The following is a 23,006-nucleotide window of genomic DNA, read 5'->3' on the forward strand; positions in this document are numbered from 1 at the left end:
GAAAAAGCCTGCAAAATCATACGATCTTTGCAGGCTTTTTTTGTTTCTCTTCGAATGAGGGAACTATACGCCCCATACAAAATCTTATATAATTAACACCCCAGACAATTAGCGGGGAAACAACTGGACAAGATCATAGAACTCCAGAAAGAATTTTTTTTCTGTACCACTCGGTATCTTGTTCAGATATAGACTCTGCACCTTACCCGGAGAAACCCCGTCGTAAGGAATTTCCATATTAATTGTACTTTGGTCCCTATTCTTATTGACATAATAGTCTTTGGTCTTTGCATCCCTGACCACTACAATCGGGTAAAGTTCAGTGCCACTTTGTTGCGGGGTGGCTATTGGTACTTGAACTTTCAGGTAGGGCGTCCATGCTCCTGCCTTAACATTTTCTGCAATGGGAATGGTCGTGGTATTTACCACGATAATAGGATCTGGCTTGGTACCGTCAAAATAGTACTCAAGTACCTCAATATTAATATCTACCGGGGGAAAACCGCCAGCGGGATCCACATAAAAATTCGCTGTATATTCATCTCCCTGCGGATCCGGGTAAGTATATCCCTTGTTGAATTTCAAGCCGTCGAAATAAAAACGAGGAACAACATTTTGCTTGTCATTGATGTTAAATGTTTGACGATAAATGGTCTCTCCGTTACTTTTTCTTCTCAATTCCATGTTAATCTCGTCCTTTTCAAAGGCAAGCTGGTTCTGAAAAGAGACAGTCCTAACCTGTCCGTAATAATCCCGCATTTTAACACCGTCAAAATATTGTTCAACAGTATCGCCTACAACAAAACCGCTTATGCTAAATTCTTTGTTGATGGCTTTTATCTTGGGCATCATATGGATACCATCTTTTTCACAGGCACTGAACAGCAATATAGGCAAAATAGCTGCCAGGTAAATTATTCTAAATGTTTTGATCATGATCATTTAAATTAAAAATTATAAGAAATAGAGAGACTGAAAGTACGGCCAGTATAACGGGTAGAAGTTTGTCTGTCACCGACCAGCCTGTTTGTAGCCGGATCCATATATCCCTCTTCAAATTTCTCCGAGAAACCAAATTTATATTTGTATTTGTCGCTCCATTCCAGGTCTAACTTGCCCTCATTTCCGGGTTTTAATTCATAGGTCGTTGGATCATTAATAAAATAACGAAAAGGTGCGTCAAGCAGGTTGCTCATGTTTAATTTGGTTTCTAGTTTTCCTTGAAGAAATCTATAGCTGATCTGTGCATCCATTTGTGTTCGCGGCCTTTCATATTCAACATAAGAGGGCTCTATCCCCGTGATAAAAGTCTTATAACCGGAATGGTTCAAGCTAATGTTTAAACCTAGTTTTTTACCAGCGTATTGTACTCCTGCATTATACAATACTGGAACTTGCCCATATAAGGCACGGGGATATTTCATGTATTTATAATACATCGTATCGATTCCAGCAGCCGTTTTTTCATATTGCACCTCCCGTGCCCTTACTTTTGATTTTTGAAGCGTAAGGTTGCCGCTAACGTATACGTTCTTTAGAAAAGCAAGTCCATCGTACACAAAACCTAAACTTTTACGAAGTTCAAATTCCCATCCGCTTACCTTTGCCCAGTCAGAGTTTGAAATGGTAATGTAACCCCTGCCATTGTTTTCATTGTCTATCCTATAATATTCTGCAGGCTTATCAAAATATTTATAAAAATAGGCTGCCGACAAGAGTTCTCCTGCGCCGGGAAACAGTTCGATCTTGGCATCGTAATTATCGATAAGCGTACTGCTAACCCCATTGCTCCTCACAACCGATCCATAATTGGGGTTATAACGAGAGAACCTTGAATTTTCCATCAATCCTGGACGAACAGCTGACTTTGCATAGGAGGCACGTAGGTTCAGATCTTTTAAAGGGGAATAAGTAATGTTCGCCGAAGGCAGAAAATACCAGTCTTTCTTTTCTTCAAAGAAGATCTTACTATTTTTGTCCCTGAGCAAACTGGCAGAGTTTGTTATGGTATCCAACTTAAAATATTCAGCCCTGCCTCCCCAAACCACCCTAAGGCCTGGTAACAATTTGTGATCTAACATTACAAAGCCGCCCTTATTTATGCTTTTAGCTTCAAATTTATTTGAAGTGTAATCTTGCTTGAAATAGAACAAACTGTTTCCCGCGTTTTCCATGCTCATGTAATTGCCCCAGTCCTGAATGGGAATCAGTTCTACTGGAACAGTTGAATTTGTCCCTTTTACGATAGGAAGCACCTCCCAATCGTAAAACGCATGCTTTTTTAAATAATTCACTCCAGTTTTAAAGACATGTCTGGTTTTGCCAAGCCTAAAATCGTATGCAGCACTAATCACACCATCAAAATTATTTTCTTTGTAGATATATTCATCACGGTGCAGTGGGCCTGAACCAGGATCGCTTACGGTGCCTGGCTGATAAATGTAAAGCACCCTATTTCCAATTTCCCTGGGGCTCTGCGAGGCGGATATCGCATCCTGCTCAAGCGATTTTAAAGATGTCCTCGCTAAACTCCAGTCAATTGTGAGCGATTTAAAGTGATGCGTGCCACTTACTTTGTTTTGCAACAAATCTGTAAATTTAGGTCGGTCATCTTCTAAAATACCCCCATATTTCGTGTCCGTATCATTTTTCGGAGTTTCAAAACTCCAGCCGGTATAGCGGCTAAACCTATTGTCAAATATCCTTGTATATAAATTGTAGGTATTGATCTGGTGATTTTCTGTTTTCAAGCCCCCGTTTAGCAGTAATCCCAAGGTTGTATTAAAACCATATATATTCCCGGTATTTACATCAGTAGGGTCATCTTGGCGAGCAGGTTCATGGGCCCAGTCTCCGCGGCGCATGGTAGAAACATAATCATTGGTTTGCGTGTTCCGGTAACTTACCGAACCCACAAAACCGAGTTTGCGTACTTTAGCTTCACTAAGCGAATATGCCCTGCCCAAACTCAGCTGGTAATTTTGGGAGGGCATAGACTGAAAACTGCGTGTACCTAAACGCCCTGTCCCTCCTATACGCTTGTTCTGCTCACCAACCTGTGGAGCTTTGATTTCGTTCTGACTCTCATCCTTTGTTGGATCAAATTTACCCACAAGATTCAGCAGGTCAGCCGGAAAATGATCTCTGTTTCCATCATCAAAACCCAGGTAATCATATTTGCCACGACCATATCCCAGAAAATCTTTTCCAATGGTGCGGGTGTTAAAAGAGGTTCCGGCACTTATGGAAAGAAAATTGCTTTCCGGTACAGATTTAGTAGTGATCTGAACCAACCCCCCGGCAAATCCATAAGGCATATCTGCAGTGATCGACTTGGACACCACAATGTTTTCGACCAGGTTGGTGGGGATCAGGTTGAACTCAAAATCGCGTTCCTGAACATCTGTACTTGGTAAAGTGCTCCCGTTGAGCAGAGATACATTGTAACGCTCTGCAATACCACGGATTACTACTTTTTTATTTTCATTGGTGGATACCCCGGTAATGCGTTTCAGCGTTTCACCTACATGTTTATCCGGTGTTGCAGCAATTTGCTCTGCAGAAATCCCATCTGAAAGATTGGACAGATTTTTCTGCTGCGCATATAGCCCCGCTACCGATGCTTTTTTATAGGTTGAAGTTATCATTACCTCTGTTAAGCCTTTCGAATCAGGTTTCATGGATATATCCAGTGCTGTGTTGCTTCCTGCTTTAACCACTACATCTGTAATACGCTGCTTTTGATAGGAAATGTAGCTGATTTCCAGGGTATACGTTCCCGGCTTAAGACTAATGCTATACTTCCCATCTACTGAAGTTTGTACCGTCTGATCGGTTTCTACAATTTTAATCGTTGTGCTGGGCATCGCTTCACCCCTGTCGTCAGTGATTTTACCAGTAATACGCCCAGGCTGTTGCGGAACAGGTTTAGCATCAATAACAATGTAATTTTTAAAAAGTCGATACGTAAGATTGGTTTTCTCCAGGATGCTTCGTAAAACAGCTCCTGCCGTAATATCATTACGGTTTAACGTGATCTTTTTACTTTCTTTCCGGAGCATATCATCAGCATAGGAAATCCTTATGCCACTTTTTTTAGAAAGCGCAATGAGGCCTTCTTCTATAGAAGCATTGTTAAGTTTAATCTCGATCTTTAGCTTGTCGAGATTTTGACCCCATACATCACTGGCAAGCAGGACTCCGACAAAGGTGAGCTGGAAGACGGCAATAATCAGGGATAATTTCATTATAAATCGAATTGTTGGACGTAGTTTTACTACATTATGCATATTTTTGAATGTTAATGTTGTTTGATAAAAGCACTTTAATTTAATCCAGGCCTGGCCTGGAACATTTCACCTGCGGTACAGCGTCTTGGTAAACATGTTATTGCGTGTGATCACATTTTCCGTTTCCGGTTTACCGGGAACGGATTTTTTGTTTAGTAAAGATTAACCCTTCATTTTTCTCCTTTCCATTTTATTCTTTGCCGGATATAATAATTTCCTGTCTTCCGTTAAAACGGTATTTCAGGTCAGCTGTATTGCAGATGATATCCAGCGCATCCGAAAGTGAGGCTTTCCCGTCAACACTCAAGGAGAGGCGCTTACGAACCGACGCAGACCCTGCAAATCTGATTTCAATATTGTACCAGTTTTCCAGTTCATCCGCAATTTGTGCCAGAGAACGATTTTTAAAGGTAATTTCCCCTGATGACCATCCTTGGATTGCCGAGACGTCAACAGGTATTATTGATGCCTTTCCTAGCTGATGATCCCATGATATTCCTTCTCCTGGGACAAGCACCGCAAGTTCTGCCACTTTTGTATTTTCCTTCCTGGATACCCTTACTTTACCGGTTGCCACTTCAACAAACAACGGATCATCTTTAAAGGCCGTGATTTTAAAAGAGGTGCCCAGCACAGTGGTCTGTATCTCGCCAGTATGGATCACGAAGGGCCGCTTGGGATTTTTTGATATTTCAAAAAAAGCTTCCCCTGTAAGTGTTAAGTTTCGTTCGTTCGCGGCAAATTGCTGAGGATACCTGATACTACTTCCCGCGCCCAGGTAAACCACAGAGCTGTCCGGTAGCGTCACCTTGGAGCGGATACCCCTCGGATTGGTTTTCTCTATCATCACCTTAGCTGTTGTAAAGGCCGGTTTGGTCTTTACCAAATGTTCGCCCAGCAAATATCCTCCAATACCCAGAACAAGGAGGCAAGCGGCAGCATAACCTATCCATTTTGTGTACCACAATTTCATCGGCATTTTTTTGAAATACTTATCTCGAAACTCCTGGTTCCACTCTTCCAAAGTCGTCTCATCAGCTTGCGGCGCAGGCTCAACTGTAGAAAAGTCGGCTTCCAGTATTGCTTCCAGTGCATGCTGCCATCCGGGATCCTGAAGAAAATGCTTTACATGAAGTAGTTCATCAGCAGTACACTTGCCATTGATATATCGGACTAAAAGTTCTCTGTCTATTTCTGTTTTCATGCCTTCGGTATTAGAGCAAGTGCGCTATCTATACATACCGTAAGAAACAGAACTTATACCCAATGCAAAATGCGGGTATTCGTCAAAAACAACATAAACAACTGATAATGAGAAGGAAATATTTAACAAAAAATAAAGATTGCGATGGCAGGCAAAAACAAAAGAGTGATATCCCCCTTTTTCCGCACTAAACTTCTAACCGTATGCACTGCATCTGTAAGGTGTCGGTTTACCGTTTTAGGAGAAATGTCAAGTTCATCCGCTATTTCCTTGTAACTCATTCCCTGTTGCTGGCGCATTTCCAGTACCAGCCTTCTTTGGGGACTGAGACAGTTCAGGCTTTCCTGATACAATGAACTAAGTTGGCTGTAATTGATTCGATCATCGGCTCTTTCTCTGGACTCCGGCTCGGCAAGCATCTGATCAACTGGTAAGAAGAGAATACTTTTCCTACGGAATTGATCCACCATAGCTCCTTTAAGCAGGTGAAAAAGAAATGGCTCCAAACTCTGGCTTATGAGTTCTTCTTTCTTTTGCCATGCTTTGAACATGACGTCCATTGTTATTTCCTTTGCCAGCTCACTATCGTGAATATACCGGGAAGCAAATCTGAGTAATTTATGGAAATGAAGTTTAAATAATTTGTCGAATGCGCCTTCATCCCCGTTTTTCCAAAGATTGATTAGTTCATGTTCGTTCAGACTTGGGGACATTTGACCAATATTTATTTGCTCTCAAAAGTACATTAGAGAGATACAATAGCGCATTAAATGTATGTTAACTATTTGTTATATCTAATCTTACCAGCATGTACCTCGACTACTTGGAGAAGAATTACAAATGAGTTTTAATTTTGAAGAGTGATTTGGTTTTTGCTAACAAATGGCATAAAATTGGCTCTAGGCTCAGCATCATTTGTAAGCCATTTAATATAGACTGAATGTCACACCGCGCCTATTTATACAATATCAATACCCCATCAGTTGCCGAAAATACCGATAAGATGATGATGGAATGGGGTTACGAAATGCCACTTATGCTTCATCCATTATTAGTAGAGGGAGGTTTCATTTCAGGTAATAATTATAACAATCATGTGGAATCTAATGATTCCGGATTATATTTTGATTCCGAACCTGGAATTGAAAATCTGAAGCGGTTTTATAAATTTCTAGAAGACCAACCTGGTCTGATCACAGATATAGAAAAGTTTAATGAAGCCCGCGACAAGCTGTTCAATTACCTGGATAAGCTTACAGGGCGCTATTTTCACCTGGACATCTGGGACGTATTGAATATGGAGGATACGCCTCATGCGGAACAGGCCCAGCTTTGGCTGGCTAACATTGCCCATAACAATCAGATAATTACCAGAGCGATGGACGCTGGGGATATCAGCCTGCTGAATTATAAAGATCTTAATGATGTCAGTCCTGGTTTTAACGCTTTCCCTGAACTGTTAAATTATGAAGGCTACGATTACGGCTGGTCCTGTATCTGGGTGGCTGATGAAGAGAACCTTCCCTATGAAATATTTGAAGAAAATAACCTTTGGGGACTAAAGGATAGCGATGGCCGGGTTTTACTAAACGCTCAATTTGATGAATTTTACAGCTTTGGATCGCAGGGCTTGGCAGTAGTGTCAAAAAATGGCAAATACGGATATGTAAATACCGCCGGAAGAATTGCAATTCCGCTAATCTGGGAAGATGCCTTTGATTTCGAATATTCAGGTGTTGCAGTAGCTACACTCCAAAAAAAATCAGGATTGATTAACACAAAAGGCAATCAGATCACTCAGTTTGTTTATGATGAAATAGAAACGATTGGAAATGGGAATTGTTTTAGTGCAAAAAAAGAAACTTTCTGGGGTGTCATTGATGCTTCAGGACGTATTGTAATTGATTTTGAACACACAGAGGTAATTGATTCCGGATATGGTTTTTATTACACCAAGATTAGTGGACAGAAAAACCAAAAGATTTACAATGAGTTTTTTAAATACCTTGGCGAATTTCCAATCGATTCTATAGAAAACCTGGATAAGGGACTGTTATTAATTAAGCCTCATAAAGGTCTTAATTCTAGTTTATTGTACAAAAAAGACGGAAGCCTGCTGGATAGCGGATTTGAAAAAATAAACAGACAAACAAATTTCAACGACTTGCTGGTAATCCGAAAAGATAAGAAACACGGCCTCATCAGCAGGAAAAACGAAAGCTATGTGCTGCCCTGCCTGTATGATGCAATTTTGGATATCCGTGCCAGAGTTAATGATGGGATAAGTGACATCGCACTAATCCATCAGGCAGAGAAAAAAGGCATTTATGACGGCAATCCGAAGCAACCATCCTGGTTAATCCCACTTGATGACTATCAACAAATTCTTTGGCTTCATGAAACCGTTTTCACGTTGCAAAAAAAACAGATGTGGAGCATCGCTAATACGGCAACCAGTGAGTTTAGCGATTTTGAATTTGACCTGGTTGTTCAGAAACCTAATGAAGATGGTTTTGCTTATGCATTTAAAGCAGACAACGTTTATTCCGTTAGCGAGACTGGCATCACTCCTACCCCCAAATCAGTTGCGCTGGAACATGCCGGCGAGGATTACGCTTACTATTTTGAGTTTGAAAGCAGGAAAAGACTTTTAGCCTACGCAAAAGGGCTGAGCAGAAATGGTGAACAGACAACCGATGAACTGACCTCTGTCCATGATCTGTGCGTAAAGGCCATAGCGGCTTACAACGCCAGGGATTATGCAAAATCAATATACTACGACACCATTGCATCCGAAAAAGGATATGCACTTTCCATGAATAATCTTGCGCACCTTTACTATAATATTGAAGGATTTCTTGACGACGATAAAGCTTTCTATTGGTACCATAAAAGTGCCCTGTCTGGCAATGAAAATGCAATGAATGGACTGGGAATGTGCTATAAGCATGGAGTGGGTACCCCTGTAGATATAGAGAAGGCGCTGTTCTGGCTAAATAAAGCCGCTGAAATGTCACTGGCAATAGCAAATAACAATCTTGGTGATTTGTATTCCGAAGATTTGCTGCTTCCCTCCGATAACGATAAGGCCCTTCAATACTACCAGACTGCTGCAGATCTGGGTGAACCCATGAATAACTGGTTAGGTTATCTTTATGATTTAAAAGGCGATTATGAAAAGGCGCTGCATTATTATCAGCTTGGCGCTGATGAGGGGATTGATGTTTCTGCCTACAATCTGGGTATTTTTTATTTAAATGGGTTAGGAACCGACAAAAACGTGATCAGGGCAATCGATAGCTTTAAAAGCGCGTTAGACCGTGGGTATCAGCAGGCACATATCGATCTTGCCTTGATTTATCAGAATGAAACAGGCTTTAAGGATAAAAACAAAGTACAGCAGCATATCGATGCGGCCAAAGCAGCAGGTTTGGAAATACCAGAAGACCTTGTGGCCAAAAAGAAAGGCTGGTTTGGTTTTTAGGACCATAGATTTTTCCTGTTTCTCAGTAAGAATCAATGATTTTAAGGGCCTTTTTGCTAAATTTCAGATAAGTAACAACAACTTTAGATCCTGCTTTGTAACGATTGTAATCCTCTTGCTTAACCTCAATCCTTATTTTTTCATTTTTAAATGGTCCGGCAAAGGTTAGGTATTCTGCATGTTCTGTTTTATCACGGTTAATCACTACACTCGTTAATTTATTTTTTCCGTTTAGTTTATCCTTCTTCCAGTTGTACTTGTTATACCTATCGGCCAGCATGGCAATGAAATAGCAAAAACTAAAAAATAATAATGCTATGCAGGAGAAAGCGATATAATCATAATACTTCAGGTTGTCTAAGGTTTCCTTTTCTACAGATAAAACAGCAATTATCCCCAAAAACAATATGCCAACAATGATCGTAATTGTAACAATTCTCATGGTTGCTTTTTGTCCTATCTCCATTTCTTTTATTTCCTCCTCAGTCAGTGGAATATTTTCTTGCAATCGTATTTGCGAATTTTCAATTTGACGACTCTCCATTTACTCCTTAAAAATTGTTAAACAATCACTCTCAACTTACGACATTATTTTATCGAGCTGTAGCCACACTGACAATACAACTCATTCGACTTTTAAACTTATCCTTATCAGCTGGTGGTATTTCGACTTTAATGGTAACAGGAAATTTTTCAACCATTTTCACATAATTCCCACTCTGGTTGCTAGGTGAACTAAAAGGAGATTCATTTTTTAGTTTGCCGATCTCTGATACTTTTCCCGAAAGACGAATTTCAGGTAAATCATCCATAATAATTTTCACAGCTTGCCCCTTAAGCAAATGCTGCATCTGGTTTAATTTGAAATTGGCTGTAATATAAAACTCATCAATCCCATTAATTTCCTGGACATCAAGATAGGCATCATCAGTGAGTTCAAAATTTCCATCTTTTGATGGGATGATCCGGCTACTTAGCAAAATTTCAGACCATTGAGTTAAAAAATCGGCTGGAAATTTGTCTGTTTTCATTGAAACAAGAACCGTATGCCTGCAGGTTTTGCCATCTATAATATAAATAAGCGTAGAAATGGGAGTTTGCTCAGATTTAATCGTTCGGTTTTCCAGACTGATCAGCCGATATGGAAGAGGGTTATTTTTATTTTCCGCCAGGAGCGTAAAACGAATGCCTTTGTCTGCTGATAAGTCATGTGATATATTAATACTATCCAGTGGCTTAGTATTTTTTGTGATATCATCATTTAATATCATCAGCATTTTTTGCCAGCTTTCCTTCTTGTCGTCTTTAACATCCCACTTCTCATGACGACGAGAAAAATCAGTTTGGATAGATAATTTCTTGTCAAGGTCCCATCGCTCGGCTTTTGGCCAGCGGATCTCTATATCTTCCCGATTAGACTGCGCTTTTGCCAGCCCGAACATTAACACCAGAGCGCTTAAAGCAACTATGTTTTTCATTTGTATTTTTCAGTCATGCAGATGCATTAAAGTTAGCACATTATTTTAAATCAACGTCCAGGTAAACCGAATGTCTCCCATAAGTATCATAAAATGGTTTAAAAACAACATCGTCAATCCTGAATTCTAAACGGTTAGGATCACCTTTAATCGTCTTGCTAATATCGGCAGCGTTCAAGGTAATTTTGCGCCAATCCCTTCTTGCTTCCGGTTCCTGTGCGGCGAGCAAAATAGGTCCATAAAACAGACTGGCTATGTTCTGCTGATCCATTACCGGATCAAGATGAAACTGAAAAGGCATTCGAAGCTCAATGATATCCCCGTCCTTCCAGCTCCGGCTCAACCTGAGATAAGTTCCGGGATGCGCCTCCAATTTTTGAGCCTGCCCATTAATCACGACAAAGAATCCCCTGGTAGCCCAACCAGGAACTCGAACATTGATATCAAATTCCCCACTTCCTTTAACTGTCAGTTTGGTATGATCTGCTCTGGGAAAATTTGTAGATTGTATAATGCTTACCTTACGTTCTGTCCATCTCAATATTGAAGGTATATAGAGATTCACGTACAAGGATTGATCATCAGTGCTTTTAAAATAAATTGAATTCTGCAACTTAGTGCTGCTTTCTATTGCGGTACCATTACAGCAAGTAAAGCCGGTCATCTTCGCATTCCCAAATTGCTTTAGGGATCCAGGTCTGAGTGGCACATGATAAGTATTTGCAGGAGAGTGTTCATCAACTGACGCCAGAATATGGTTATACAATCCGCGCTCATAATAATCCATAAACGCTGCACTTTGATCAAAAAGAAAAAGTTCAGTGCTTAATTTTAGCATATTGTAGGTTGCACACGTTTCATTCTGACCGCCCTCTGAGAAACCATTCTCATAAAGCGTTCCGGGTTGAGCAATGAAACATTCGGCATTGGCAGGATTCCGTGCACCAGCAACTCCGCCTATGCTATACATATAACCGTTAACCACGTTATACCAAAAGTTGTCAGCAATTCTATAATAGTCTGGATTATTCGACACCCTGTACATTTCGATACTTCCAACAACCTGAGGAATATGCTGATTGGCATGCAATCCACGAAATACATCCACATTATTTACCAATCCGCCAGTATGATTTTTATCCCCGTAAAACACTCTGATGTTATCAAACTTTATCGCGGTTTGAAGATAATCTTGATTACCCGTGATCCTGTACAATCTTGCCATGGCCTCATTCATGCCTCCAAACTCGCCGGCAATATAAGTGTTCCACATCTTGATAAGGGTATCTGTAGGCAATACATTTAAGCGCTTATGAACCCAGTCGCCCATTCCCTTGGCTAAATTCAAAGCCTTTTTATTGCCGCTAACCTCATAAACATCCATCAGACCTGCTAAAATCTTATGTAATGTGTAATAAGGTGCCCAAACCTGATTGTTTTGCCCACCATATTTAGCGCCTTTCTCCAACATAATAAACTGATCTGGCGGATAGGCACTGATGAATCCTGTACCCCAGTTCCAATAATCTTTGCGAATTCCCAGATCACTAAGATCAGAATCAAAACCTGTTTTACCAGGGCCAAAGGGTATTGCAGCAGGATCCGATACAAATGCACCTCCAGCTACCTTAGGTCTGCCAGAAAGTTGTGACAATTCATATAAGGTATTAACCATATACTTCATTTTATTGGAAAAATTTTCATGAAGTGTCTTATCATAGCTGGTGCTGGCATAAGCCTGGGCAATTGCGGTAAGATAGTGTCCTGTAGCATGTCCTCTGAGTTTGGTGTCCTGGGAATCCCATACGCCAAGTGGCACAGCCCCAACTGGTTGTTTCTGTCCGAAGGCATGTCGGAACATGTAGAGAAAGGAATTCGGATCAGTTTTGGCCAGGGTAGAGATGAACTTGTCTCTGTTTTCGGTAAATTTAGTTTGGTGACCCAAAAGATCATTTCCTAAAGACACCCGATCGAGACCAAAAGTCTCCAGTTTTAAAACCGGAGCTGTTGATTTTTTTTCTGCACCTACCGTAACAATCGCTTTGGCTCGAATTTGGGTACCAGGAATTTGCCCGTAAACAATATACTGCCCTTGGCTAAGCACCGAACTGTTGTCATTAGGCAAAGGCCATAAAACCCTCACAGCCGGCCCATTTTTTAATTGTCTGTATGTCCCCTGAATATAACTGGGAAAGCGTGGTAAAACTCCCACCTCGGTGGCAACTTCTATATCAGCTACCTTTTCCAGATAGGTATTATATAGCTGCGCTTCTGTTTTGGGAAACTGCTGAATATCCTCTTTAAAATTACTTACATTTACCCCATTGTCGTTCGCAATTCCCGCAGGATTGACTGAATTCTTGTAAATAGTCAATACCTGTGTTTTACTTAAGGCAACCCGATAAATACGAAAATCATGAAGCAATGCATTCAGATTAGACTTTCCGGACTTCAAAGATTTTCCGATAAAAAGCGTATTCCGGTCATCCGGAAGTTGATTAAAAACCATCTTCAACTCAGAGGGAATCTCCTTGCTATTTCCCACGAGTTTACCATCAATATAGGTCATGATAGATTTAGATGAAACATCAATAATTATTGCAACATGAAGCCACTTATTGAGCTCTGGAGAGGGGCTAACACCCCCATTTCCCCCACTCTTCTCTGAACGTATCGTGGTCTGAAAACCTTTTTCATCATCTATGCCAAACGGAGCAGCGAAAAAATGGTTTGTTACACTCTTTCCAAAATCAAACAAATATTGCCCAGGTTGATCGGAACGCAGTTTTACCCACGTGGATAAACTAAGTGACTCTATATCCGCCAAAGATGCAGCAGGCAAACTAATAAAGTCATCACTATCACCAGACAATGATAAAACCTTACCAAATTGTATATCATTTGCAAAATGAGACTGCACACCTTCAGCTTTGGCATGAAGGTTATTTCGAGACCAGTCTTTAAGATCACCGTTAAAAATATAACGCGCAATCATACCGGTTTCGCCTATACCATCCAGTATCTGATCACCACTTTGTGCTTTAACGTTGTAGATGGACTGGCTAAAAAAAGTGATGCATAGCGCAGCGTAAAAAAGTAGAGAATGGACTTTCCTTCTTAAATTATATTTTTTAACAATACACTTATCAATATAACAGTAGCAATTCATGACGTAAAACTATCAAGAATTAATCGTCGATAGTTAGTGGATTTTAACTTATGAAACCATAATATTAACACCCTACCAATTTTTAAAGTGCAATCATCTCTTTAGCCCGGCTTTAATACTGGAAATATTTGGTTTTCAAATAATGGGGAAATACACGTGACTGGCTTATTCTTGATATTGAATAAATGATACAATTAGACAAATTTTTGATCAGAATTGAATGTATGGAAGCAGTAAATTAGATTAAACCAATTATAAAAATCGTATGAAAATCATCTCAACGGGCCGTTTGCGAATAGCAAACAATTTATTCACCTATGCAATAATTATTGCTTCAATTTTTTCAGGATGTGCAAAAAAAGATCCTGAGTCTGTTTCCAAAGCCACGCTCAAAAGTAATGAGGCAACACAGAAATTACTATCTGTGGATTTAATGAGTGGTAATCCTATTTTACCTGTCGCGACGGCAGATCCCGATATCATTTATGCAAATGGAAAATATTACATTTACCCAACTGCTACCGGACCAAATGCCAGCCAATTTCATGCTTATTCATCAACAGATTTACTAAACTGGACCGACGAGGGCATTGTATTAGATTTAGTAAACGTTAGCTGGGCGCATACAGATGGTTGGGCACCATCTGTAGTTGCACGAAATGGGAACTACTATTTTTATTATACTGCTGCAAAAAAAATCGGTGTGGCTGTGAGCAGCAGCCCAACAGGTCCATTTGTTGATAAAGGGAGTGCTCTTGCAACTGGTGATGGAACTGACCCAATAGATCCGATGGTGTTTGTAGACACCGATGGGCAAGCCTATATGTACTGGGGAAATACCACGATAAACATTCAGCAGCTTAATAATGATATGATATCGCTAACAGGCACGAGAGGACATAATAAGCCGTCCAATTATTTTGAAGCACCGTATATCATTAAAAGAAATAGTATTTATTATCTGATGTACTCCATTAATGATTTCAGCAGTGATGATTATCATGTAGAATATGCGACTTCATCTAACCCAATGGGTCCATGGACAACTAAAGGGCGTATCACATCACCACTTGGAGCGATAAAAGGACCAGGACATAATGCCGTATTAAGAAAACCGGGCTGCAGTGATGAGTATTTCTTTGTTTACCACAGACGCACGAGTACGAATATACATGAGCGTCAAGTGGCTATTGACAGGATGTTTTTTGATGGGGCAGGTAATATTATGCCAATAAACATTACCGTTTCAGGTGTAACACAATCATTGGGTTCAGCACCTTGCCTGATACCTAACCCAATACCTAACGGGCAGTATGCAATCAGATCAAAGGTTAATACAGTTTCTGGTGTTGGCTTATATCTGGATATTGCAGGGTGTGCTGTTGGCAATGCCGATGTAAGGACCTGGACTCGTACTACCTGTAATGGACAGAAATGGAACCTTACTTATTTGAACAATGGGTTTTATAAGATCATATCGGAACTGCCTAATCATAAATCATTAGATCTGGATGCTTGTGCAATTGAACGCGGGGCAAATGTCCAGGTTTGGGACGTTTTCCCTAATGATTGCCAGCAGTGGCGCATTGAATCTGTGGGAGGAGGCTGGTACCGTATTATGGCAAAGGCGGGAAATAATGTGCTTGATATTGTAAATGGAGACCCGGCACCGGGGGCAGATGTAAGGTCATGGACATGGAATGGGGCAGATCCTCAGCTTTGGAAGTTTGAAAATCCTTAATATCTTACCTTTTATAGTTAGAAAAGCAGTAGCTGTTTTTCTAACTATCGAATTCAAATAATGATTCGTCATCAATATGTGAGCTTTTGGCCTTGCCAACCCGTAGTCCGTAGAAACTCTTCCCAACTAAGGGTATCGAGGTCTATTTGACGGCTCCATAGCAAATCGCGATCTTTGCCGAAATAGCCATATTCAACTGCATACTCAGCCATTCCCAAAATCTCACGTACCAAAAGCTCGTTTGACCGAAATTCCGGGAATTGATAAAGGAAATCCTCCCGTGTGAATGCTGAGCCATACCTGGCTTTCTTACCTGTGACCCGAACAAAAGTATCTACCATTTCCTGTGGTGAAATAATATCGCCAATTACTGGCAGGGACTTACCGGCATATCGACTGGGGTTCGAAAGAATTTCCAAAACGGCGGGGCCAGTAGCTGTAAGGGGATCAACAAATGGTGCGCGAAAATCTTTTGGTAAATAAATCGGAAATACAAGTGTATCACCCACTAAAACAGGAGTATAAAACTCCATAAAATTAGTGTAAAAAAAAGCCATGTAGATAAACGAGCTTGTGATGGGAAGTGTGCGGATATATGCTTCAATCATAGCCTTGTCTGTAAAATGTGGAGCAAACTTTTTCCCTCCTGTAATTTTATCTACATTTTCCAAACTGCTAAAGATAATATGCTGAACCCCTGCTTCAACTGCTGCGTCCGCTAACTCCTTACCCAACTCCATCTCGTGGGTTTGCGGAGGGGCAATACTTGGCGTCATCATGAAAATACCATTCGAGCCCCGAAACGCTTCCACGAAATCTTTTTTATAACCCAGACAAAGTGGTAAACTCACAAGTTCAGCTCCTTGCTCGACCAAATCAAGGGCTTCTGGTGAATCTATACGTCGAGTAATTCCACGTACACGATAACGCCCGCTCTGTAACAATGTACGTGCAGTGCTGCGCCCCTGCTTGCCCAAAATACCAACTATTGTGATAAGCGGTTTGTCCTGTTGTTTCATTGCTTCATTTACTTTTAAATTCGATACCATTCTTTTATTATTTAAGTGAAATGTTATACTATAAAAATTATAGTTGCAAAATTATTTTTAGCATACTACATTTACAATAACTATCCAAACAGATAGGTTAAAACAAAATGCCGGATGAAAACAGAATGTATAGGTGATTACGTAAAACTAAAGGGAAGAGTTTATCCCTGCACAATAAGTCTAGCGATGGATTTAATAGGTGGTAAATGGAAAGCGGTAATTCTGTATCATTTAAAAGATGCTGAAAAACGCTACAACGAGCTTCGGAAAGAAGTACCGAATATTACCGAAATGACATTGAGTTTACAGTTGAAACAATTAGAAAAGGACGGCTTAATATTAAGGAAAGTATATGGTAAAAAACCGCCTATTAAGGTTATATACAGCCTAACGGATTTTGGAAAAACATTTATACCAGTTTTAGAAACAATTACGAACTGGGGAAATCAGATCGTTTCAGAAAAGGGTGAATTTGTTAACAACACCATTTAAAATATAAATACGGCAATAAAAATCTCTTTTCACCAGCTATTGGTGACTATTATTGATCAATTCAATCAGTCTGTTTAACCTCCATCGCACCGGTTCTTTAACCCGCTCGTTATTACCGAATTTTAATATAGCCAATTCTTTAGCCACAAATAAAGGAACATCCGTAACTATTGCCCCCTGTCCTATTTCAATTGGCCCTTCCGGAAGCGCAATCCCATGGAATGCCGCTTCGTAATCTTCTGCTGTCATGGCGCGAAGATATCACATTGACTGGAAAAAGCGTTACGTTTATTTTAAGCCTACAGGAAATCAACTGACAGTCAACCTTAAGAAAAGCAAAAGATGCTTGAGGAACCCAAAAGTTATACAGAAATTACACTACCTGGACCGAAGGATACCTAAGGTCTGATACTGGTTTTTCGGCGAAATGTAAGGTGAGCAGTATTAATACAATTAATACGCACCAATTGCTTTTGTTTTTTTAATTTTAAAAACTACTCTCCTGTGGAACATCAATTCTAGGGGGATCTGCGGACATCTTTCGTCTTATCAAAAGTTGCCAGACAGCTATCCAGTGGTTGACCTTGCTTATAAATGCAGTCGCAGAAAATTTCGCAAGCCGCGGGGTTTTTGCTGGAAGCGCATTGATTTCTGCATTCAGCTTCAGAGTTGCCCGGTATGATCTCATATAAATAGAAAGTACCTACAATAATAAAGGCCACAGCTGCGAAAGAACCACCAAAAAATATGACCCGAAGACGTACACCCAGGGGCTTTTTTAACACATAAGGATCTGTGTTGGGCTGCTTAAATGGCAAAATGTATTTTAAACGGTCATAGTCCCAAATTAGTAAAAACAAACTTGCCAATAGCATGATCGTAACGATCCGGGTACCGTCAAAGCGGGTAGCATAAGTGAGTACACATATGTTCACGATGAGGGAAAAATACATCAGGGCACCAAGAAGGGATGTTCTCGGGATCAATAATAATATTGCTGTTACTATTTGAGCAACTCCAATAAAGGTGTAGTAATACCCTGTGAGATGTAATGCATCAAAATAATGTCCTAAAGGATTATTTGATGGCAGGCCCGCAGCGAATCGTTCACCTATGATTTTAATATAACCTGCGGGAATAAAACTGGCTGCCAGAGCGAGACGGCAAAAAATAGCAAACCGCTGAAACCAATTGTCAGACTTTGCTTCATAGTATATTTCTTCAAATCTATTCATGTTTCTTGCGAAAGATAATTTTACTTAGGATAAAATGAAGAACGATAGCTATAACAGTCCAATATAGCGCACAAGCAAGTGCCCGAACTGGTGGTGCAGGATCCGGATCGTTGAGTATAGGGGCCAAGGGCCCTACTAAAACAACTTTGACAGGATATATGATTGTGGCTACGGTGCGTTTCCATGCTATTGGCGACCCAGTTCCAGGGAACCAATCTCCGTTTACAGGCTGCAACAGTAAATTAAAGATAATCTGAAAGGCAAACGCCGAAACAAGAAAGATGATAACAAATTTTGTTCTTGAGATCTTCATACTATTGAGTTTTCACAAATAAAAAAGCACTTTGCAATACAAAGTTAACCAACTCACTTTGTATTGCAAAGTATTTTAAGAAAATTATTACCTGCTCCTACGATTCAAGTTACCTTGTTTATCTGTTGGTCGTTCAATTGTCCTTAAGAAAAGCGGGTTTTGCGTTTTTGTAATTAAGTGCAGCTGTTGTTCCTGCAGTAACATCTATAGTAACACCAGTTATTTTCCCTGCCAAATCTGATCCTAAAAAAACGGCAGTATTTGCAATATCCTGCATCAATGGCAACTGATTGAGCATTGTATCATCCACAATTTTTTGCAAGAAAGATTCAGCCTCATCACTTCCAGTAGCAATAAATTCTTTAAATGGACGTGAATCTGGTGAACCCGCCGACCTGATATTAACAACTCTTACCCCATATGGGCCAAGTTCTGCTGCCAGATCCCTGGAAAGACTCTCTATTGCGCAGCACACCGGACCAAAACCACCAACCATTGCATATCCAATACCGCCTGGAGTTGCTGTTAAAGAAAGTATTACTCCCGATTTTTGATTTTTCATAATTCTACCAGCCGCTGTCATTGTCAGAAATTGAGTATGCATTGCATCATGAACAGGTGAAATAAAATCTTTGAGTGACATCTCGATTAGTGGAATATTCTGAACATTTTTAATTCCTATTAAATTGAAAGATATATCAACACTACCAGCCATATTATGAACGAATTCAATATGTGTTCTGATGGAATCCTCCTGCATTGCGTCAACCATACCGGCATAGGCTTTACCACCGGCCGCAATAATTTCATCAGCAACCTGCTGCGCAACCAATAAGTTTTTATTGGTTACAAAAACATTGGCACCGGCTGTGGCCAGTGATTGAGCAACAGTTCCTCCCAGGGAGGAACTTGCCCCATAAACAATCGCATTTTTATTTTGAAGTATCATAATTCCAGTTTATACATATTGTTCAATACAAAGCTATTGTTTGGCTCATTCTAATTAGGGGTGTAAAACGGACAATATTAGGTGGAGAATGCGACAAAATCGGTGATACAATCCTTTATGGCTAAATCTTACTGTTTTGTTCCCCTGAAATTGTAGGTAACATCACTTGAGGAACTGGAAAGTGTAACAATAGATATGTTTTTTACCGAGTGTTGATATACCAGTGTACCTTCAGGTGTTCCAATAGCCTCAGCATCATCAGAATTCTGTATTGCTTTTACGGTGATAATTTTTGGCGTTACATTGGAATATGGTTCGCCTTGTTTTGGTGTAATCTTTACTTTGTTACCATTTTCTTTGGTAATAACAATAATTGCGTTAAAATATTCCTGGGTAGCATCAAGTGTTCCCTTATATGTTCCCACAACTCTTTTTGCAGCTTCCTCATCTGAATTTACAGGTGAACCTCCTTCTTTTTTCTTACAGGAAAACAATACAGTTAACGCTAATACTGATAATACTAATGATAAGTTTTTACTTGCTGATTTCATAGATTGATTTTTTAATACCTTATTAAATAATGTCGATTTAAACTGATCAAAATTACCCGGTCGGTTTTACTAAACATGTGCAAGAATGCTCAATTCCAGAAATGCGCTTTTCAAACAGTAATAGTTATTGTATTTTTAAAGAAGACCATTTTTTTGCATCCAATTCAGACAACTCGGAAACCAGTTACTTTTGTTTTCCGAATCAGAAATCCCAAATCCATGTCCACCTGATTGCAGGATATGCAACTCACCCGGAACACCAGCTTTAAGCATTGCTTCATAGAAACTCAGACTATTTTTTACTGGAATAACGTCATCATCAGCAGCATGAACCAAATATGTAGGCGGTGTTTTGGCACTTACGTGCCTATTGGTACTGTATAAATTTAATGCCTGTCGGGAAGGTGTCTTTCCGATTAAATTTTCCCTGGTCCTGAATATATAGGGGTCATAAATAATGACCGGATAGAGCAAGATCATAAAATCTGGCCTAAGCGATATGTTTTCATTGTTTTCAATCACTACCCTATTTAACTGAGTACCGGCTGTAGAAACCAGATGCCCCCCTGCCGATAATCCCATCATGCCGATTTTGAGTGGATTTATGTTCCATTCGCCAGCTCTTTTGCGTACGATCTTAATAGCGGTTTGCGCGTCTTGCAGGGGACCTATTGTTTTATCTTTCATGATTTTGTCACTGGGCAAACGATATTTCACAACAAAGGCCGCAACTCCAAGTGCATTAAATGCATTTGCAAGCTCAACGCATTTTTTTGGCGCCAGAACAAAATAGCCGCCACCTGCAAAAATAATTACAGCAGTGCCATTGGCCTTATCTTTCTCCGGAAAGTAGGCCTGCATAGTCGGAACACTAACGTTGCTAATCAGGCCAGAACTATCAGTCTGCTCTATATAATCTGGAGGTACTTTTTTTGAATTTGGGATACCATACGGATAAAGTGGTATCACCTGATCCTGGGCTTGGCAAAGGGATATCAATAAAATACAAAAGATTAAGGTTATTGCTCGTTTCAATATTACTGGAGTTAGCGTGATCAGATTTAAAAATTGATCTAAATTATTCCGTCATTTGTACTAAACGTATGCAAGAATGCTCAATTTAAGCGTAAGCTTTTCTAAATATTAAAGGCTGGGTGCCGTAAGCAGATTTAAAGGCCCTACAAAAAGCACTGACATTTTCAAAACCACATTGCCAGGTGATCTCATGTACAGGTTTATTGCTGTTTTTAAGGAGTTCAACAGCCCGATCAAGCCTGATCTGGATCAGGTACTGATACGGAGTGGTTTTAAAAACAGACTTGAATTGCCTTACGAGCTGAGGAACAGATAAACAGGCGTTACTGCTGAGTGTATCTAAATCATGCTTTTCCATAAACGTGGAATGAAGGAAATCTTTGGCAATACACAGACGTTTGTATATCTCCATTTTGGAGCTTAGCTTTACCGCGGAAACCTCGGCCGCCTGTCTTGATTCTGATTTGAGCGTGCTTATAAGATAATGAAGAAAAAAAACAAGATGTTCTTCGGTACCTCCATTATAACCATGGGTTTCAAGATCTGAAATCAGCCTTGCAAGTTGAAACTGTACTTCAGGTTCAATAGCATTAAGCGTCTGGAAAAACTCAGGTTGTGCATTGTGAATGAGAAAAGGATTGTCTAATAACTCATTATCTTTTTTTAATGTGTCGTTGAAGACTGAAGATGCAAATTCCTTTTTAAAGAAAACCGATATCCCTCTAACCCTTTCATGGGTATCAATATTGCACGAATAATTCTGTTCATTGTTAAGGATCAGGAATTGTCCGGGCCTTATTGCCAGCCGGCGATTATTAATGCCATACCACTCTTCACCTTCCAATATCGTCTTGAAAGACAAACATCCTACATGGTCATCACAAAAACTAAAACTGCTTGTAGTATTGAAAATAACATTGTGTTCTTTAAACCTGCTAAAGTGTAGCTCTTCGTTAAAATCTGGGCTGGAGTGATCAGGAAGCGAAGTTAAATACATAGGTATGATGATTATCTTAATCTGTAAAGACGTACACAATATAGCAATTGCCCCATAAAAACAAGGGAATTGTTAATAAGATAATATTGTGGAAATCTTGTGAATAATTTATTGAATACCAATCCGATTTACCTCGTAAATTAGTATAGTATTTAACAATTGTCAGTCATGAAAACGGTCTTCTTTCTTTTGTTAAGCTTAGGGATTTCTGCCAGCGCATTATACACTGCAGCCAATATGTCCAATCCCTTTCCTGTATATGGTTTAGTTCTGAGTATCTGGGTTTTGTTTTACTGGAGTTATACCCGCAGATCACGCCGTATAGCCAACAGACGATTCCGGGAAAACATGTTTCAGGAATACATGCGCAGCACCATGCACAACCAACGTCCATAGCCAAGCCATAAAATCTGTTATTTTTGCCAAAAAGAAACCGGCTATATTCATGGATGAAACACAATCTTTTACCTTTAATCTGATTAATTCACTGAAGATTTCGGAAGTTAAAAAGACCTTTTCCAAAGGAGAATTTATTTTAAAGAAAGGAGAAATAGAAAGGAACATATACTTTGTTGAATCAGGTGCAGTTCGGGTTTTTCTTTTATCAGAATATGAAGAACAAAGCATCCGCTTTGGTTTTGAGGGCTCCATAATCAATTCTTTAGCCTCCTATTTTAGCGAAAGTCCATCAGAATTTTATATTGAAGCCATCAGGAAAACAACTTTGCGAGTGCTCCCTAAAGAAAAGGTATCAGCGTTAGTAAATGGAGATCTTGATAGTTTAGCCGGCTATAAATCTTTATTAGAAACAGTAATTATCGAACAAATCGAGAGGGAAGTTGATCTGCTCACAGTTTCTCCCACAGAACGTTTAAAACGGGTCTTACAAAGAAGTCCCCACCTATTTCAGCATGTTCCATTAAAATATATAGCATCCTATCTTAGGATGACTCCTGAAACTTTGAGTCGCATTCGAAATTCTTGATTTCAATCAACAGCCAATAAATTGTTTCTTTTCAT

The 23,006-nt window shown here is 39.8% G+C and carries 20 protein-coding genes; 5 read left to right on the plus strand and 15 right to left on the minus strand.

The annotated features are described in order from the left end of the window. Positions 1–108 precede the first annotated feature (108 nt). The 4 genes from AC1DDK_RS09860 to AC1DDK_RS09875 form a co-directional block, all read right to left on the minus strand. Positions 109–936 carry a hypothetical protein gene (locus AC1DDK_RS09860; protein ID WP_172663616.1) on the minus strand — a complete coding sequence of 276 codons (828 nt, stop codon included), beginning with the start codon at positions 934–936 and terminating at the stop codon, positions 109–111. Positions 937–947: 11 nt separating this feature from the next. Next, positions 948–4,247: a TonB-dependent receptor gene (locus AC1DDK_RS09865; RefSeq protein WP_288880222.1), complete on the minus strand. Its 3,300-nt coding sequence runs from the start codon at positions 4,245–4,247 to the stop codon at positions 948–950. A 232-nt stretch (positions 4,248–4,479) separates the two neighbouring features. Beyond that, on the minus strand, positions 4,480–5,493 hold the full coding sequence (locus tag AC1DDK_RS09870) for a FecR family protein (RefSeq protein WP_288880224.1): 1,014 nt from the start codon (positions 5,491–5,493) through the stop codon (positions 4,480–4,482). Between the two features lie 122 nt (positions 5,494–5,615). Further along, complete coding sequence (locus AC1DDK_RS09875; protein WP_288880226.1) at positions 5,616–6,206, minus strand: sigma-70 family RNA polymerase sigma factor; 591 nt, start codon at positions 6,204–6,206, stop codon at positions 5,616–5,618. A 227-nt stretch (positions 6,207–6,433) separates the two neighbouring features. Between AC1DDK_RS09875 and AC1DDK_RS09880 the strand changes: the two genes are divergently transcribed. After that, positions 6,434–8,977: an SEL1-like repeat protein gene (locus tag AC1DDK_RS09880; protein WP_337715001.1), complete on the plus strand. Its 2,544-nt coding sequence runs from the start codon at positions 6,434–6,436 to the stop codon at positions 8,975–8,977. Between the two features lie 22 nt (positions 8,978–8,999). Here AC1DDK_RS09880 and AC1DDK_RS09885 read toward each other — a convergent pair whose 3' ends face one another. From AC1DDK_RS09885 to AC1DDK_RS09895, 3 genes are read right to left on the minus strand one after another with little or no spacing between them, the layout of a single operon-like run. Continuing rightward, positions 9,000–9,521, minus strand: coding sequence for a hypothetical protein (locus AC1DDK_RS09885; RefSeq protein ID WP_172663621.1), 522 nt, complete (start codon positions 9,519–9,521; stop codon positions 9,000–9,002). Between the two features lie 49 nt (positions 9,522–9,570). After that, a complete protein-coding gene (locus AC1DDK_RS09890) occupies positions 9,571–10,455 on the minus strand; it encodes an HlyD family secretion protein (RefSeq protein ID WP_337715003.1) in 885 nt (294 codons plus the stop codon). 40 nt (positions 10,456–10,495) lie between these two features. After that, positions 10,496–13,624, minus strand: coding sequence for a beta-L-arabinofuranosidase domain-containing protein (locus AC1DDK_RS09895; protein WP_337715005.1), 3,129 nt, complete (start codon positions 13,622–13,624; stop codon positions 10,496–10,498). Positions 13,625–13,889: 265 nt separating this feature from the next. On the opposite strand from AC1DDK_RS09895, the gene AC1DDK_RS09900 reads away from it, so the two are divergent. Then, a complete protein-coding gene (locus tag AC1DDK_RS09900; protein WP_337715008.1) occupies positions 13,890–15,365 on the plus strand; it encodes a family 43 glycosylhydrolase in 1,476 nt (491 codons plus the stop codon). Between the two features lie 71 nt (positions 15,366–15,436). Here the strand turns inward: AC1DDK_RS09900 and AC1DDK_RS09905 are convergent, their stop codons facing one another. After that, entirely contained in the window at positions 15,437–16,414 is a 978-nt protein-coding gene (locus AC1DDK_RS09905) for an NmrA/HSCARG family protein (RefSeq protein ID WP_288880237.1), read from the minus strand. Positions 16,415–16,528: 114 nt separating this feature from the next. Here AC1DDK_RS09905 and AC1DDK_RS09910 point away from each other — a divergent pair, with 114 nt between their 5' ends. Beyond that, entirely contained in the window at positions 16,529–16,906 is a 378-nt protein-coding gene (locus AC1DDK_RS09910; protein ID WP_172663625.1) for a winged helix-turn-helix transcriptional regulator, read from the plus strand. Positions 16,907–16,942: 36 nt separating this feature from the next. Here AC1DDK_RS09910 and AC1DDK_RS09915 read toward each other — a convergent pair whose 3' ends face one another. The 7 genes from AC1DDK_RS09915 to AC1DDK_RS09945 all read right to left on the minus strand — a co-directional run bounded on the left by AC1DDK_RS09915 (position 16,943) and on the right by AC1DDK_RS09945 (position 21,986). After that, the gene (locus AC1DDK_RS09915) at positions 16,943–17,155 is read right to left on the minus strand and encodes a DUF6965 family protein (protein WP_172663626.1); all 213 of its coding nucleotides are present in this window, start codon (positions 17,153–17,155) and stop codon (positions 16,943–16,945) included. Positions 17,156–17,424: 269 nt separating this feature from the next. Beyond that, positions 17,425–18,141, minus strand: a complete 717-nt coding sequence (locus AC1DDK_RS09920) for a hypothetical protein (RefSeq protein WP_337715010.1) — start codon at positions 18,139–18,141, stop codon at positions 17,425–17,427. Further along, positions 18,134–18,454 (minus strand): hypothetical protein, encoded by a 321-nt coding sequence (locus AC1DDK_RS09925; RefSeq protein ID WP_337715012.1) that lies wholly within the window; start codon positions 18,452–18,454, stop codon positions 18,134–18,136. Before AC1DDK_RS09925 ends, AC1DDK_RS09920 begins: the two co-directional genes overlap by 8 nt. A gap of 133 nt (positions 18,455–18,587) precedes the next feature. Beyond that, entirely contained in the window at positions 18,588–19,403 is an 816-nt protein-coding gene (locus tag AC1DDK_RS09930; protein ID WP_337715014.1) for an SDR family NAD(P)-dependent oxidoreductase, read from the minus strand. Positions 19,404–19,531: 128 nt separating this feature from the next. Beyond that, positions 19,532–19,954: a hypothetical protein gene (locus AC1DDK_RS09935; RefSeq protein ID WP_172663630.1), complete on the minus strand. Its 423-nt coding sequence runs from the start codon at positions 19,952–19,954 to the stop codon at positions 19,532–19,534. A 135-nt stretch (positions 19,955–20,089) separates the two neighbouring features. Continuing rightward, the gene (locus tag AC1DDK_RS09940) at positions 20,090–20,989 is read right to left on the minus strand and encodes an alpha/beta hydrolase (protein WP_477633873.1); all 900 of its coding nucleotides are present in this window, start codon (positions 20,987–20,989) and stop codon (positions 20,090–20,092) included. An 85-nt stretch (positions 20,990–21,074) separates the two neighbouring features. Continuing rightward, positions 21,075–21,986 (minus strand): helix-turn-helix domain-containing protein, encoded by a 912-nt coding sequence (locus AC1DDK_RS09945; RefSeq protein ID WP_288880251.1) that lies wholly within the window; start codon positions 21,984–21,986, stop codon positions 21,075–21,077. Between the two features lie 168 nt (positions 21,987–22,154). Between AC1DDK_RS09945 and AC1DDK_RS09950 the strand changes: the two genes are divergently transcribed. Then, positions 22,155–22,382: a hypothetical protein gene (locus tag AC1DDK_RS09950; RefSeq protein WP_172663632.1), complete on the plus strand. Its 228-nt coding sequence runs from the start codon at positions 22,155–22,157 to the stop codon at positions 22,380–22,382. 49 nt (positions 22,383–22,431) lie between these two features. Then, positions 22,432–22,971, plus strand: coding sequence for a Crp/Fnr family transcriptional regulator (locus AC1DDK_RS09955; RefSeq protein WP_172663633.1), 540 nt, complete (start codon positions 22,432–22,434; stop codon positions 22,969–22,971). Positions 22,972–23,006 lie beyond the last annotated feature (35 nt).

The sequence above is a fragment of the Pedobacter sp. 05T44 genome, assembly GCF_056395985.1.

Bases quoted from the DNA above. Each gene is read 5' to 3' on its own strand.
- AC1DDK_RS09860 (WP_172663616.1), bottom strand. From the start codon at position 936: ATGATCAAAACATTTAGAATAATTTACCTGGCAGCTATTTTGCCTATA.
- AC1DDK_RS09865 (WP_288880222.1), bottom strand. From the start codon at position 4,247: ATGAAATTATCCCTGATTATTGCCGTCTTCCAGCTCACCTTTGTCGGA.
- AC1DDK_RS09870 (WP_288880224.1), bottom strand. From the start codon at position 5,493: ATGAAAACAGAAATAGACAGAGAACTTTTAGTCCGATATATCAATGGC.
- AC1DDK_RS09875 (WP_288880226.1), bottom strand. From the start codon at position 6,206: ATGTCCCCAAGTCTGAACGAACATGAACTAATCAATCTTTGGAAAAAC.
- AC1DDK_RS09880 (WP_337715001.1), top strand. From the start codon at position 6,434: ATGTCACACCGCGCCTATTTATACAATATCAATACCCCATCAGTTGCC.
- AC1DDK_RS09885 (WP_172663621.1), bottom strand. From the start codon at position 9,521: ATGGAGAGTCGTCAAATTGAAAATTCGCAAATACGATTGCAAGAAAAT.
- AC1DDK_RS09890 (WP_337715003.1), bottom strand. From the start codon at position 10,455: ATGAAAAACATAGTTGCTTTAAGCGCTCTGGTGTTAATGTTCGGGCTG.
- AC1DDK_RS09895 (WP_337715005.1), bottom strand. From the start codon at position 13,624: ATGAATTGCTACTGTTATATTGATAAGTGTATTGTTAAAAAATATAAT.
- AC1DDK_RS09900 (WP_337715008.1), top strand. From the start codon at position 13,890: ATGAAAATCATCTCAACGGGCCGTTTGCGAATAGCAAACAATTTATTC.
- AC1DDK_RS09905 (WP_288880237.1), bottom strand. From the start codon at position 16,414: ATGGTATCGAATTTAAAAGTAAATGAAGCAATGAAACAACAGGACAAA.
- AC1DDK_RS09910 (WP_172663625.1), top strand. From the start codon at position 16,529: ATGAAAACAGAATGTATAGGTGATTACGTAAAACTAAAGGGAAGAGTT.
- AC1DDK_RS09915 (WP_172663626.1), bottom strand. From the start codon at position 17,155: ATGACAGCAGAAGATTACGAAGCGGCATTCCATGGGATTGCGCTTCCG.
- AC1DDK_RS09920 (WP_337715010.1), bottom strand. From the start codon at position 18,141: ATGAATAGATTTGAAGAAATATACTATGAAGCAAAGTCTGACAATTGG.
- AC1DDK_RS09925 (WP_337715012.1), bottom strand. From the start codon at position 18,454: ATGAAGATCTCAAGAACAAAATTTGTTATCATCTTTCTTGTTTCGGCG.
- AC1DDK_RS09930 (WP_337715014.1), bottom strand. From the start codon at position 19,403: ATGATACTTCAAAATAAAAATGCGATTGTTTATGGGGCAAGTTCCTCC.
- AC1DDK_RS09935 (WP_172663630.1), bottom strand. From the start codon at position 19,954: ATGAAATCAGCAAGTAAAAACTTATCATTAGTATTATCAGTATTAGCG.
- AC1DDK_RS09945 (WP_288880251.1), bottom strand. From the start codon at position 21,986: ATGTATTTAACTTCGCTTCCTGATCACTCCAGCCCAGATTTTAACGAA.
- AC1DDK_RS09950 (WP_172663632.1), top strand. From the start codon at position 22,155: ATGAAAACGGTCTTCTTTCTTTTGTTAAGCTTAGGGATTTCTGCCAGC.
- AC1DDK_RS09955 (WP_172663633.1), top strand. From the start codon at position 22,432: ATGGATGAAACACAATCTTTTACCTTTAATCTGATTAATTCACTGAAG.